Annotated in this window: 14 protein-coding genes; all 14 read left to right on the top strand. The window is 47.8% G+C overall.

The genetic code is table 11. The annotated features are described in order from the left end of the window. The first annotated feature begins 15 nt into the window (after window positions 1-15). The 14 genes from G395_RS0102270 (at window position 16) to G395_RS0102205 (ending at window position 14312) form a co-directional block, all read left to right on the top strand. Window positions 16-780 (top strand): M23 family metallopeptidase, encoded by a 765-nt coding sequence (locus G395_RS0102270; protein ID WP_026628578.1) that lies wholly within the window; start codon window positions 16-18, stop codon window positions 778-780. Window positions 781-847: 67 nt separating this feature from the next. Further along, window positions 848-2134: an aminotransferase class V-fold PLP-dependent enzyme gene (locus G395_RS0102265; RefSeq protein WP_026628577.1), complete on the top strand. Its 1287-nt coding sequence runs from the start codon at window positions 848-850 to the stop codon at window positions 2132-2134. 52 nt (window positions 2135-2186) lie between these two features. Then, complete coding sequence (locus G395_RS0102260) at window positions 2187-2798, top strand: Cj0371 family chemotaxis-regulating polar lipoprotein (protein ID WP_026628576.1); 612 nt, start codon at window positions 2187-2189, stop codon at window positions 2796-2798. Window positions 2799-2810: 12 nt separating this feature from the next. Beyond that, a complete protein-coding gene (locus tag G395_RS0102255) occupies window positions 2811-3983 on the top strand; it encodes a glutathionylspermidine synthase family protein (protein ID WP_026628575.1) in 1173 nt (390 codons plus the stop codon). Between the two features lie 138 nt (window positions 3984-4121). Continuing rightward, on the top strand, window positions 4122-4454 hold the full coding sequence (locus tag G395_RS0102250) for a hypothetical protein (RefSeq protein WP_026628574.1): 333 nt from the start codon (window positions 4122-4124) through the stop codon (window positions 4452-4454). A gap of 284 nt (window positions 4455-4738) precedes the next feature. After that, on the top strand, window positions 4739-5485 hold the full coding sequence (locus G395_RS0102245) for an SDR family NAD(P)-dependent oxidoreductase (RefSeq protein ID WP_026628573.1): 747 nt from the start codon (window positions 4739-4741) through the stop codon (window positions 5483-5485). Between the two features lie 74 nt (window positions 5486-5559). Beyond that, the gene (locus tag G395_RS0102240) at window positions 5560-6114 is read left to right on the top strand and encodes a hypothetical protein (protein ID WP_026628572.1); all 555 of its coding nucleotides are present in this window, start codon (window positions 5560-5562) and stop codon (window positions 6112-6114) included. Between the two features lie 145 nt (window positions 6115-6259). Further along, window positions 6260-6817: a carboxymuconolactone decarboxylase family protein gene (locus G395_RS0102235; RefSeq protein ID WP_026628571.1), complete on the top strand. Its 558-nt coding sequence runs from the start codon at window positions 6260-6262 to the stop codon at window positions 6815-6817. A 30-nt stretch (window positions 6818-6847) separates the two neighbouring features. Further along, entirely contained in the window at window positions 6848-7417 is a 570-nt protein-coding gene (locus G395_RS0102230; RefSeq protein ID WP_026628570.1) for a carboxymuconolactone decarboxylase family protein, read from the top strand. A 13-nt stretch (window positions 7418-7430) separates the two neighbouring features. Then, window positions 7431-10202 carry a TonB-dependent receptor gene (locus tag G395_RS0102225; RefSeq protein ID WP_026628569.1) on the top strand — a complete coding sequence of 924 codons (2772 nt, stop codon included), beginning with the start codon at window positions 7431-7433 and terminating at the stop codon, window positions 10200-10202. Between the two features lie 11 nt (window positions 10203-10213). Continuing rightward, window positions 10214-11437: an MFS transporter gene (locus G395_RS0102220; protein ID WP_229203914.1), complete on the top strand. Its 1224-nt coding sequence runs from the start codon at window positions 10214-10216 to the stop codon at window positions 11435-11437. A gap of 112 nt (window positions 11438-11549) precedes the next feature. After that, the gene (locus tag G395_RS0102215; protein WP_026628567.1) at window positions 11550-12692 is read left to right on the top strand and encodes a DUF3179 domain-containing (seleno)protein; all 1143 of its coding nucleotides are present in this window, start codon (window positions 11550-11552) and stop codon (window positions 12690-12692) included. Window positions 12693-12714: 22 nt separating this feature from the next. Beyond that, complete coding sequence (locus G395_RS28395; RefSeq protein WP_310588839.1) at window positions 12715-13830, top strand: TonB-dependent receptor plug domain-containing protein; 1116 nt, start codon at window positions 12715-12717, stop codon at window positions 13828-13830. A gap of 65 nt (window positions 13831-13895) precedes the next feature. Beyond that, on the top strand, window positions 13896-14312 hold the full coding sequence (locus tag G395_RS0102205) for a pyridoxamine 5'-phosphate oxidase family protein (protein WP_026628566.1): 417 nt from the start codon (window positions 13896-13898) through the stop codon (window positions 14310-14312). The last annotated feature ends 52 nt before the right edge of the window (window positions 14313-14364 follow it).

Here is a 14364-nt window from a genome sequence, read left to right as displayed (position 1 = left end):
GTAAATGCATTGTTGATGACGATAAAAAGAATCGCCGGAATAGTCCTGATTCTCAGCATTTGCGGCTGGGTCAATGAGGATAAACCTTCGGAAAAGTTAAATGAATATTGCGCCACATTCAACCAGCTCCAGCTGGATATCCGGGACAATGTAATTTCCCCCGACTCCGGGCGGCTTGCTTTCCGCACCATCATGCAGCAGATCAGAAGTGAGTTCAAAAGGGACACCTGCCGCGTCATTGATTCGTCTTATTTTGCTTATCCGATTAAAGGCTATACGCCCCGCGAATCCATAGGAGGCCGCGGAAGAGGTTACCGCGGTGAAGGTTTCGACCTTTTTGATAACAATGTGCGCGGAAGCCATCCTGCACATGACCTTTTTGTAAGGGATAAGGACCAGGACAATCTGGACGACAGAACATGGCAACCCGTTGACGTGATGGCATTTACTTCCGGAATCGTTCTGGCAACGGAAACAGGCTGGAAATACAACAGTGAATTCCGTGGCGGGAACTGGATATGGATTTACGATCCATGCCTGGACGGCCTTTTCTACTACGCGCACAACAATATAATCGAAGTTCAGCCCGGACAATGGGTGAATGCTGGTGATAAAATTGCCGAAATGGGCCGCTCCGGCTATAACGCTTATCAAAAACGTTCGCCAACGCACCTGCACCTGATGTATCTGCAACTGGACGAATACGCCATGCCGCTTCCTGTGAACACCTATGAATGGTTGCTGATGTCAACCGTAAAGGATGGTTACGTTCCGGAATGATTGGGATTGATGCTATTAATTAATAAATTGTAGCTCACTCGATTACTATTCCTATAAACCATTTTTTATGAACAACCGCCGGTCCTTTTTCCGAAAGAGCGCGGCCATCGGCTTTGGTGCCTTCGGCCTGAACAGTCTTTATAATGAATTGCACGCAGAAAGATTCAGTGAAGCCGAGAAGCTTTGGAGCGATAACAGTGCAGACAATGAAGATTACTGGTCGGTAATCCAGGATGCTTACACGGCGAGCAAAAGCGACATTATTATCCTCAACAACGGCGGCGTCTCGCCTTCGCCCATTGCCGTACAGGAAGCTTTGGAAAAATACAACAAAGCTGCTGCGCAAGGACCGTCTTACTACATGTGGCGGATTATGGATAAAGGCCGCGAGCCGCTTCGGCAGCGTCTGGCCAAACTGGCTGGTTGCGATGCCGAAGAAATAGCCATCAACCGGAATGCTACGGAAGCACTTAACACCATTATTTTTGGCCTACCCCTCGAAAAGGGCGACGAGATCATTGGCACCATTCAGGATTATCCCAATATGATCCAGGCCTGGAAACAAAGGGAAATGCGCGATGGACTGGTTTATAAACAGCTGTCATTTGATTTCCCTATTGAAAATGACGAGCAGATTGTGAAAGCTTTTGCCGACGCTGTTACACCCAGGACCAGGATCATTCACGTAACCCACATTATCAACTGGGTAGGGCAGATTATGCCAGTGAAAAAGATTTGTGATATGGCGCATAGCAAAGGCATTGAGGTGGTTGTGGACGGCGCGCATACATTTGGTTTGCTGGATTATAAAATCCCTGATCTGGATTGCGATTATTTCGGAACGAGCCTGCACAAGTTTTTGAGCGCGCCGGTGGGAAGCGGTATGATGTGGGTAAAGAAGGATCAAATCGAAAAAATATGGCCATTGTTATGCAACAGCCAGCCTAAGAGCAAAGACATCCGCAAATTTGAAACATTGGGGACACGCAGTTTTTGCATAGAGCAAGCCATTGGTGAAGCCATCAATTTCCAGGAAGGCATCGGTTCCAAAAGAAAGCAGGAGCGGGTGCACTATCTGAAAAAATACTGGGCCGAGAAAGCAATGCAGATTCCCGGTGTGAAAATCCATACATCACTGAAACCTGAATATTCCTGTGCCATTGCCGGCGTGAGCATTGACGGCATGAAACCCGAGCAGCTGGATAGCAAGCTCATGAAAGATTATCAGATCCACACCGTCGGGATCAACTGGGAAAACATTCATTGCGTGCGGGTTACGCCTCATGTTTATACCAAAATCAGTGACCTGGACAAGCTGGTGGGAGCATTGGAAAAGATCGCAAAAAAAGCCTGATGAAAGAATTTTTGCGTTATCTTTAAGATCATCAGCTTAAAAACCCAATCACATGACCCAATTACGAAAGGGCTCTTTCCTCAAAAGGGCCAAAGATATAAGCATTAGCAGCGCCTTGGCAATCACCATTTTATCATCCGGAATCGGGATGACGGGATGCGGTTCCAGCGAAGATGAAGAAGCTTATAGTTACGAAGAAACCACCTATTCCAAAGGCATCCGCTCGCACATTAAGGAGGTTAAACCCGGAGAATTTAAGATAACCGACGAAGAAAGCGTAGATGCGGATAAGTCCGTGGCCATTGTCACTTACCTCGACGGCCACACCGACTCGCTCAGCACAACTGCCGCCAAGGCATTGATCGATGATGAGATCCGCAATAACCAATCATCTGTGGGGCACCATAGTGGCTTGTCCACCATGCTGTTATACGGAGGAATGGGTTATATGCTTGGCAGAAGCTCCAACAATGCATACATGAACAATTACCGTGGGAACGGCGGTGCGGCCAGAGGTTTTTACAGCGATCCGAATGTTTATAACAAATCGCAAAGCGCTGTTCAGCAAGCAAATGCTTCCCGCAGCACGCGCATGGTGACGTCCCGTCCTAAGGGTGGCAGAAATGGTTTCTTCGGACGTTCCGCAGGCAGAAGCGGAGGTTAAATTCAAAAAAACATGATTCAATTAAAATCGCTAGCCAATCATCCGGAAAAAGCGCTGCAAAACGTAGGCTGGGACTGGATGCTTGGTGCCGACACGGCTCCTTATGTGGTCAGTGACGTTGTGGTTGTCAGCGAGGAGCAGGCAATCCAATATTACGAAGCGGCGGGGACGTTATATGAAATGCTAATCGAAGCTGGGCAGTATGCCATTGATAACCTGCTTTTTAAGGAGATGGGCATTCCGGAGAATCTGGTGGAGCTCGTTCAGCTTTCCTGGCAGGACGACCGCCACATACACCTTTACGGCCGTTTTGACCTGGCTGGCGGAATCGACGGTGAACCAGTTAAGCTCATTGAGTTTAATGCGGACACCGCAACCTGCATTCCCGAGACCGCTGTTGTGCAATGGGCACACCTGCGCATGAACGGGCTCGATGAATCGCAGCAGTTTAACACGCTTTACGAAACGCTGGTTAACCAGTTCCGTTATCTCAAAGAGGCAAACAATGACCTGGACGCTTCTATTTTGTTTTCCACAATGCGCGGTTATCCCGAAGATGACACCAATGTCGCCTTACTGACCGAGGCCGCGCGGGAAGCAGGATTCGATACGGATTTCGCCTATGTCGAGGAAGTTGAATTTTCCAATGGCGAAGGCATTTTTAAAATGGTGCCTGATTCCAACGATTTTCTGCGGTTCGATTTCTGGTTCAAGCTTGTCCCCTGGGAATATATCGGAAATGATGAGCCGGAACTCGCCGGAATGCTGACAGAGATTGTCAAAAACCGGAAAGCGGTTATTCTTAATCCTGCTTATACATTGTTGTTTCAGTCAAAATATATATTGAAAGTCTTGTGGGACCTTTATCCGTATCATCCCCTGTTGCTCCAAACCGAACGCTACGCATTACCTCATAAAAAGTCGGTGCGTAAAGTGCTCTTTGGCCGCGAAGGGGCTAATGTTTCTATTTTGGAAAAAGGCGGAGAAGTGCTAGAAACGGTTGAGGGTGATTATGATGACCAGCCAAAGATCTATCAGGAATATCTTGATTTCCCCACCGATGGCGCTGGAAATTCTTATCAGGCCGGCGTCTTTTATGCAGGTGAAGCTTGTGCGCTGGGCTTTCGACGGGGCGGCAGGATCCTGGATAACAAGGCACAATTTGTGGGCCATTTGGTAAGTTAAACCATTGAATATGACCGCAGACTAAACGGATCGACCGTTTGATAATCATAGTGTGTAAATATCGTTTTGTCTGACAAAGTTTGTGAGATCGTTAGGGCAGCATCAGCGCATTCCGACAATTCTTAAACAAAACCAGTCATGATACACGAGAAAATTTTTAAACTTAAAAGTGGACGGGAAGTCAAGGTCATAGTAAAAGGTTACTTCCTGCACGACAATCCGCAACGCAGCACAGAATATGAAATATTGATCAGGGAACCGAAAGAAAAATACTTCCGTGCACCGATCGGGATTAATCATCCGCAGTTTTGGAAACTCAAAAGATTGTCGGTGCAACAAGCGAAATTACTTGTTTTAGAATATAGCGGGATCTCCCAGCGGCAAGTCAATCAGGCAGTTGCAGAATTTAATACCGTATTAGGTTTCCCTGCGGCGCAGATAGGCTTACAGTTTGAAAGGGAATTAGTTTAAAACTCAATTGCATTGCCGGATTTGTAAAAACGACATAGTTTAAGCAAATCAATTTCACATCGGATTTTCACTTATAAAGCGGGCAGATAACTTTCATTTAAAAGAAGTTATTTTGTCCGCTTTTATATTGCTAAGTAGTTCCGGTTTAAGATAATCGCCACGTTTCCCATCTTTTAAACCTACCTCATTAATTGTGCTGTAACGTTAATATATTAGGTTAAAAAGCATATAAGAATTGCTTTTAAGATAAGCTCAACGACCATTACGTAACGTTATTAAAAATCATGCAAACCGGTTTTAATGCACAAGTCGCAATCATTACAGGCGCCGCCTCCGGCCTTGGACTTGTGATCGCTCACAAATTATTGAACGAAGGGGCCTATGTTGGTCTTTTTGATGTGAATATAGAAGCCCTCCGGGAGGAATTTATTGGCAATCCGGACAAGGAAGAATTTGTGAGCGTTGATGTGACCGATCCGGCAATGGTTGAGAAAGGTGTGGAGCAGGTTATTGCCCGCTTTGGCAAGATTGATATACTGATCAACTGCGCGGGCATTACCGGTGCTACAAATATAAAAAGCCATGAGGTGGATCCGGAGAACATGAGAAAGGTTTTTGAAATCAATTTCATGGGCAGTTTTAATACTTCAAAAGCAGTTTTGCCCCATATGCTCGCTAATGGTTATGGCCGCATTTTACACATTGCATCCATTGCAGGAAAAGAGGGAAATGCAGGAATGCTCGCTTATTCGGCCTCCAAGGCAGCAGTCATAGGCATGACCAAAGTGCAGGGGAAAGAATATGCGGAAACCGGAGTCACCATCAATGCGTTAGCCCCGGCAGTGATAAGAACGCCGCTCGTAGAAGCTATGCCCGACACGCAAGTGCAATACATGACCGACAAAATCCCCATGCGCCGTTGCGGAACGCTCGAAGAAGCCGCTAATATGGCCGCATTCATTGTGTCGGCGGAAAACAGTTTCACAACCGGCTTCACATTCGATCTCTCGGGAGGAAGGGCCACTTACTGATTTTCAGTATTCTTTGCTATTCGTATTGCTTTTTATACATTTGCATATTCCCACTGAATTTTAATATTACAACATTGCGCAGGATTTTATCCATACTGCTTTTAGGGCTGCTGCTTTACAACATGGTAGGCTATTCGATAGTTTACCTGTCGGAAGAAACGCATACCATCAGCGAGCGCGGAAAAGACCTGATTCAGCAGTCGGATCATTCACAGGACATTGTTATTAAAGTGCCTGTTGCGGTTCCATACCAGACCAATTGGGACGCTCCGGAACAAGTGGAAGGCCAGATTTTGCATGAAGGACGTTATTACCAGATGAAAAGCCGCCAGCTGATCAACGACACGCTGTATGTGCAATGCGAATACGACCAGGGAGCGCGTGAGCGTTTCAGTGGCCTGGCGACCAAAATCAATGATCAGGTAACTGGCAATGCTTCTAATCCACAGAAGGATTCACATTCGACCATCCTCAAAAATTTTGTAAAAGAATACATGTCCCAGGATCGGAAACATGTGTTTTATCTGCTTGAATGGGCACCCGCCCGCGAAGTTGCCGTTTCTTCGGTGCAACTTCATTTTTCAGAAAGAGAATTTACCATTCCCTCGCCGCCACCCGATCTGGCTTAGTACTATCATTTCATTATCTCCTTTTTGACGGCATTTCATCAGAAATGCAGATGTCGGCTTTGAACCGAAATCAGCGCCTATATGCTGTTTTGGGTCCATTGAACCAGGAGAAGAAATCTTTTACTAACAACAGATTTTCTTAAAAATGGCGCATATCACATTGCCCGACGAATCGCTTCCGGGGATCGTTGGCCTGTTCAATTTCCGTCCCGAAACGGCTTCTTCACTTCGGTGGCTGGCGGACACCTTGTTACGGGGCGAATCCCCTCTTACCAGCGGCGAACGCGAACTCATTGCCGCTTACGTTTCGCATCTGAACGACTGCCGGTTCTGCCACATGTCGCACGCTTCGGCTGCGATGGCGCATTTGTCGTGTGATCTGGACCAGATCGCCGATATCCGCAATGGTTTTCAGGAAATTCCGGTCACGCCCAAGCTGCGCGCGCTGCTCCAAATCGCTGCCAAAGTGCAGAAAAGCGGTAAGGAAGTTTCCGAAGAAGACGTTGCTGCAGCCCGTGCCGAAGGCGCCATTGACCGCGAAATCCATGACACGGTTTTGATCGCAGCGTCATTCTGCATGTTCAACCGCTACGTGGATGGACTAGGCACATGGGCGCCTCAGGAAAACGAAGATTACCGCGCTATGGGACAACGTATGGCCTTCAAGGGTTACGTTCCTTCTGTTGAGCAAACAGCTGAATAATTTATCCAAAACCATTTTCACTCAATAGCAATGCCACATATACCATTGCCGGAACATTTGCCGGGAATAACAGGTCTGCTCGAATACAATAAGCAAACCGCCGCGCCGATCCGTGCGCTAACGCAATTCCTTTTGCGTGGTGAATCCACATTAACACCCGGAGAAAGGGAGCTGATCGCGACCATCGTTTCACACAACAATGCATGCAAGTTTTGCACTGCTGCACACACTGCCGCCGCTGATCTGCTGATCGGCAATACCGAAACCTGCGAAATCATGAAACAGGACATTGACGCTGCGCCGGTTAGCGACAAAATGAAAGCATTACTGAAAGTCGCTAAACAAGTTCAGGTGCTGGGTAAAGCGGTTACCAAAGAAGCCATCGCAGAAGCGAAAACGAATGGCGCAACCGACATTGAAATTCACGACACAGTTCTCATTGCCGCCCTGTTTTGCCTGTACAACCGCTATGTAGACGGAATGGCCACCATTGCGCCCTCCAATCCTGAATTCTATCAAGGCCTCGGCCAACGTCTGGTTGACCACGGTTATAACCGGCTGGCCAATGGTTACGATGATTTGAAACAACAACCCTCATAAATTCAACTCCTCTATGAAAAGAACTCTACTATTAATGTTTTCAATCGTCTGCGTTTTGGTCATGCAAAATGTAAAGGCGCAATCCACACAGCTTTCCGGGCACATTACGGATAACGACACCCAAAAGCCACTTTCAGGCGTTTCTGTGTCGGTTAAGGGAAAAAATACGGGGGCGATCACCAATGCAGAGGGTTATTTTGAATTAAAAACCAATGTTCCTGCCACGCTGCTGATTTCGCTGATCGGATATGCGCGTCAGGAAGTGGAAGTTGCTTCTGCCCAGGCTATTCATGTGAATCTTGTTCCGGCTGCGGAAGAGCTTAACCAGGTTGTGGTTTCGGCCTCACGGGTGGAAGAGAGCATTTTACGTTCGCCGGTGAGCATTGAAAAAATGGACTCCCGCGCGGTGCAGCAAACACCTTCTGCAAATTATTTTGACGGGCTGGTCAATATGAAATCGCTGGATATGGTCACCAGCAGCCTTACTTACAAGCAGATTAATACACGTGGATTCAACTCAACGGGTAACAGCCGTTTCTTGCAACTGGTGGATGGCGTTGATAACCAGCCTTCCGGACTTGGTTTTGCGATGGGAAATCTTTTTGGCCCGCATGACATCGATGTGGAAAGCGCAGAGCTAATTCCAGGCGCGGCATCCGCGTTGTATGGCCCGATCGCTTTTAACGGCATGCTCAATACACGCACCAAAAATCCATATGAATATCAGGGACTGAGCGCACAGACAAAATTTGGCGTCAACCACATTGGCGACGGAACCGGCCTCGGCGCAAAACCCATGTATGATCTGGCGGTGCGTTATGCCAAAGCATTTAACAACAAGTTCGCCTTCAAAGCCGCTGCAAGTTATCTCAAAGGAACCGACTGGTATGCAAACGATTACACCGACATTGACCCCAACACACCCGCAGCAAGCCGCGGCCGGGATAATCCTGGCAGAAACGCACTGAACATTTACGGCGACGAAGTAGCACAAACCATTCCAAGCATCGGCCGCGTTTCGCGAACAGGTTATGAAGAAAAGGATCTTGCGACTTACGGCGTTTACAGCCTGAAACTGCTCGGCGCATTGCATTACCGCATTACGGACAAGCTGGAAGCCATTTATCAGGGAAATTTCAATCAGGGAACGGCTCAATATACGGGTAGTAACCGCTTCGTTATCAACGATTTCAAATTCATTCAACATCGATTAGAGTTAAGAAGTAGCAACTTTTACGTGCGCGCTTACTCCAATCAGGAGCGTTCGACGAACTCTTACAACACCCGCGCGCTGGGTCAGCACATCAACAGGACCTGGGTGAAGGATCTGGCTGGAAATACAGTTTCGCCCGACAAAGCGGATGCAACCTGGTTTGAAAGATATACAGCTGCTTACAATGGCGCCATTGCTTCGGTAGGAAGCAAAGATCATTCACTAGCCCGTGCTTTTGCGGATCAGGGCCGCATTCTGCCGGGATCCAGTGAATATGAATCGGCCAAAGACCGTCTGATTCAGACACGCGGACTGTCCGGAGCCGGAATTCTCAGCGAATGCAGCCTGCGTCATGTGGAAGGCATGTATGATTTCAGTTCAGCATTGAAATTTATCAACTTCCAGGTAGGCGGCAATTACCGCAAATATTACCTGAATACGGGCGGGACGCTGTTTGATGATAAAGACAAAAACCTCACCAATGAGGAATACGGCGTTTTTGCGCAAGCTTCGAAGTCGTTCTGGAAAGATGTTTTAAAGCTGACCGTTTCGGGCCGTTACGACAAGAATGAAAACTTTGACGGTCGTTTTACACCGCGCGCTTCGGCGGTGATTTCTCCAAATGAAAACCACCATTTCCGGGTTTCTTACCAAACCGGCTTCCGCAACCCTACCATTGGCGATCAATACATTAAGCTCAATGTAGGCCCGATCATCATTCTGGGTGGTGCGCCGGTGAACTCTGCCGGACTCAATGCCTACGAAAACTCGGTGACCATCGCTTCTTTTGGCGCATTTGCAAGCGCATTCGGAGCGGATATGGCGAAAGGAACACCATTTCCACAGGCGGTTGCCAACAACAAAGACAAACTGGTGAAATCCAATGTTCCTTACATCAAATCCGAAAAAGTGAAAAGCTATGAGATTGGTTATAAAGGGATTCTTGCCAAAAAGCTTTTGTTTGACGTCAATTACTATTACAGCCAGTACACTGATTTTATGATCAATACGGTGGTGGCGAGAGCGAAATCGGATATCCTTTTGCCGGATGGGAAGGTGAACCCTGCGGCTGCTGCCGAATTGCTTGGAGCGGACAGACAGCTTTTCCAACTTTACACCAATGCGGCTGACAAAGTTTCCATCCAGGGCGTAAGTGCCGGACTGACTTATCCACTTCCCAAAAACTACAAGATCGGCGCAAACACAACCTGGATCGATTTCAACATTGGCGATGCGGACCAAAACAACATTCCGGCTTTCAACACGCCTGAATGGAAAACCAACCTCATTTTCGGCAATTCAAAGCTGACCGAGAAAATAGGCTTCAATGTGGCGTGGCACTGGCAGAGCAGCTTCGACTGGTATGGCACATTCACAGAAAATGCGCCTGGAAAAGTGAAAAGCTACAACCTCCTGGACGCGCAGATAAGCTATCGCATTCCGAGCCTGAAAACGATCGTGAAACTGGGCGCGGCGAATCTGACAAACCAATACATTGTACAGGCATACGGCTCCCCGGCGGTAGGCGGATTGTATTATGTGAGTCTCAATTTTGATCAGCTTTTCAGATAACAGCGGCTGCTATGAACATGGAAACACTGGAAGTGATCAATCTGGAAGAAAAAAACACAGGCTCAAAATGGCTCGCATTTGGCTTGTGCGGAGTGAGTTACATGCTGAGCGGGACAGTTTCCACCTTAATGTCGGTTTACCTGCCGGTGGCAATTCCGGAGCTGAAAGGGCAGGCCGTTTCGCAAGCCGAGCTGGGTGAGATCGGCGCTTATGTGAATGCCATATTCCTTTACGGCTGGATGGTCGGCGGTCTGCTGTTTGGTTTCGTTAGCGACCGCATCGGGCGTGTCAGATCATTGACATTGGTCATCGGCCTTTATGGAATTTCCACTTGCCTGGTCACCATTGTCCCGGATTGGTATAGTTTGCTGGCCTTGCGGTTCTTTACGGGGATGGACATAGGCGGGGTGTTGCTGCTCACAACGGTTTATATTTCGGAGATCTGGCAGGACAAAAACAGGGCGGTCATGCTCGGGATCCTGGCCGTTTTCTTCCCGGTTGGCATTGTGACAACCGGCAGTCTCAATCTCATTTTTTCCGATTGGAGAAGTGCATTTGGCGTAGGTTTTATCCCTGTTATCGTATCAGTACTCGTTCTTTTTTTACTGCCCGAATCAGATAAATGGCGCTCAACCCGGACGCATGTCGATCAACCGGAAGGGCTTTTCAACAAAAACAACCGGGCTAACCTGCTTTCGGGCTCACTAATTTTCGGTTCTGTGCTTATAGGGCTTTGGGGGATTTTTTCCTGGCTGCCTACCTGGGTACAGACGTTGCTAACAGCCGGTCAGGATGGCCAGAGGGAGCGGGGGTTGGTGATGATTTTACTGGGTGCAGGCGGCATCACAGGTGGTATTTTTTCCGGAATGCTGATCAATAAATTTGGTAAAAAGGCCACATTAATGTTCACTTTCGGCACTTGCCTGCTCATGTGCTGCATTTTGTTCCTTACCAACAGCACATTTTCAAACATTATATATGTAGAAACGGCCGTGCTGGCTTTCTGTTTCGGGATCAGCCAGGGCGCGTTGTCAAGTTATATTCCTGAGCTGTTCCCGGTTTCGATCCGGGGAACGGCAACGGGCTTTTGCTTTAATGTAGGGCGGTTTTTTACGGCCACGGCGGTGTTCTTTATCGGCTCGCTGGTGGCGGTTCTGGGTGGTTTCGGGAATGCATTGCTTGTGTTCACGGTCCCTTTCCTGGTTGCGCTCATTGTTACTGCCAGAAGCAAGTAATAAAAATATTATCATAGGTTAATAATTAGGCAAACGGATTTGCCATATGGCGAATCCGTTTCTTTTTTTCTTTTTATTAATTTCAATCTTTTGATAAACAGCATTTATATCAATGAAAAAATTACTCTACCTGGGCATTATCGGCATTATCCTATATGAAATCGCAAAGGTGTATTTCATCATGCCCATGCCCGGAAGCCAGCAGATGAACAGCATCGACATCGCCTATTTTCTTCACACCTGGCGCTGGGCGTTCCGGATCGTGTTCTGGCTGATGATCATCGCGGGCTGCACCACGGCATTAATGGGAAAAAGGAAATGGATCACTGTTATCCTGCTTATGGTGGCGGGCGCGGTGACTTATGGCACCAACTACGAAATGGCCGCCGACACCATGTTTTACCAGCCCTCGCAGGTGATTTTACACAATGCTTCCCAAAACAAGGTGCAGGACGACCGCCTGGTTATCGGCGTGGAAATTAATGGCGAGGCCAAAGCATATCCCATTCAGTTCATCGGTTATCATCACCAGGTGCGGGACGTGCTCGGTGGAAAACCTGTGATCGTCACGTATTGCACGGTTTGCCGCACAGGAAGGGTTTTTGAGCCCATTGTAGAAGGGAAGCCGGATGCGTTCAGGCTGGTAGGAATGGATCATTTCAATGCCATGTTTGAAGACGAGCGCACGGGAAGCTGGTGGCGGCAGGCAAACGGTGAAGCCATTGCCGGACCGCTCAAAGGACAAATGCTGCCCGAACTTCCTACCACGCAAACAACCGTTTCGCAATGGCTCAAACTGCATCCCAGCAGCCAGATCATGCAGCCCGATCCAGCTTACCAGGCCAAATACGATTCCATGAGTCGTTACGAATCCGGCAAAGGGAGATCGGCACTCACCAAAACAGATACAACGGCCTGGAAGGATAAGTCGTGGGTGGTAGGCGTGCAGGCGGGCAAGTATAGCAAAGCTTACGACTGGCATAAACTGTTAAAACACAGGGTGATCAATGACCGCGTGGGAGTTACGCCGGTGGCGGTTGTGATTGCGGAGGATAACAAGAGCTTTTTTGCTTTTGAAAAGGAATTGGGGCAGGAATTCGAGATTAAAAATGACACTTTATACGCTCAGAATAATGCTTACAACCTCTTGGGAAAACGTGTTTCGGGAGAAGGTGAAGACTTGAAACGGATCAATGCTTACCAGGAATTCTGGCATAGCTGGCGCACCTTCCACCCTGATACACAGCACTATTGAAGTTTGAATTAATATTGGAATAATGAACATTAAATCTACGCTGATTACGCTGGGTGTGCTGTCGGGAATTTTTAAAGGAGCCGCATTTGCGCAGGAAAATCAAAACAAAAAACTGGATGCCGATAAAGTCCTGGACCTGAATGAGGTTACCATTGAAGAACGAAAAAATATCATCTATACCGAGCGCCTGCCTGATGTGCAGAACACTTACATCCATGCGGGAAAGAAGAGTGAAGTAATCCAGTTGGGCGGGGTGAATGGCAATATCACTGAGAAAACGGGCAGGCAGATTTTCGCCAGAATCCCGGGCGTGTTCGTCTACGACATGGATGGCAGCGGCAACCAGATCAATATTTCCACACGCGGCCTCGATCCGCACCGTTCCTGGGAATACAACATTCGCCAAAACGGCGTCATTACCAACTCTGATATGTACGGTTATCCTGCCAGCCATTACAGCCCGGCTATGGAATCCATTGAGCGCATTGAGCTGGTAAGGGGCACCGGGTCGCTGCAATATGGTGCGCAGTTCGGTGGGATGATCAATTATGTGACCAAAGGGCCGGATACGACCAGAGCATTTTCTTTCGAAAGCATTAATTCGGTAGGTTCGTTCGGGCTGTTCAGCTCCTATAATGCCATTGGCGGCAAAATTGGTAAGTTGGTTTACTCGGCTTATTACCAGAAACGACAGTCCAATGGATATAGAAAAAATGCCAAATCAGATGCGGAATCGCAGTTTATCAGTTTGGCATATGAATTCAACAAATCTTTGCGCATTAAGGCAGAACTGGGACGCTCTTCTTACGTTTACCAGATCCCCGGCCCGCTCACCGACGCCATGTTCGCTGCCGATCCGCGGCAATCGACGCGTTCGAGAAATTACTTTAACCCCGACATTTACATTCCCTCCCTTGTCCTGGACTGGCAGATCAGCCCGGCGACGCAGTTAAAATGGACTAATTCCGGTGTTTACGGAGCGCGTAACAGCGTGATGTTTGATGCATTTGCGAATGTTCCGGACACAATCAATGCGGCGACGAAATCTTACAGAGCGCGGCAGGTGGACATTGATAATTTCAAAAGCTTCACTTCCGAGCTCCGCAGCTTTGGACTTTCGTTTGGGGTGAAGATTTAGGTTCTTTTGCGACATTTTGCCTGGCATTATTTTAATGTCTGCTATTACAAAAACGACAGACTATCATGGCAGATAAGACGCTGAAAGACGTAAGTGAAGTAATGAAGGATATTGATCTTTGTATGCTTACCACCACCACAACCGATGGCATGCTGGCTTCGCGGCCGATGAGCAATAACGGGGAAGTGGAATACGACGGTAATTCCTATTTTTTTACATGGGAAGGCTCCCGGATGGTCAGCGACATTGAGCTGGACAGCAAAGTGAACCTTACGTTCCAGGGGCAAAAAGACATTTGGATCTCGGTTTCAGGAAAAGCGGAGGTGAGCCGTGAGCGGGAGGATATGGAAGAACATTGGGTAGAGGAGTTGAACCAGTGGTTTGAAGATGGGCTGGATACACCCGGCATTGCAATGATTATCGTGAAAGCCAAAAGAATAAAATACTGGCAGGGTGAGGAAGAGGGAGAAGTAAAGTTATAATTTTTATATAAATGCTTTAATTTGTGGATCACGTCGATAACCGGCGTGATCC

Source organism: Dyadobacter alkalitolerans DSM 23607 (genome assembly GCF_000428845.1).
Lineage (GTDB): Bacteria > Bacteroidota > Bacteroidia > Cytophagales > Spirosomataceae > Dyadobacter > Dyadobacter alkalitolerans.
This window is presented reverse-complemented; position numbering and strand designations above follow the sequence as displayed.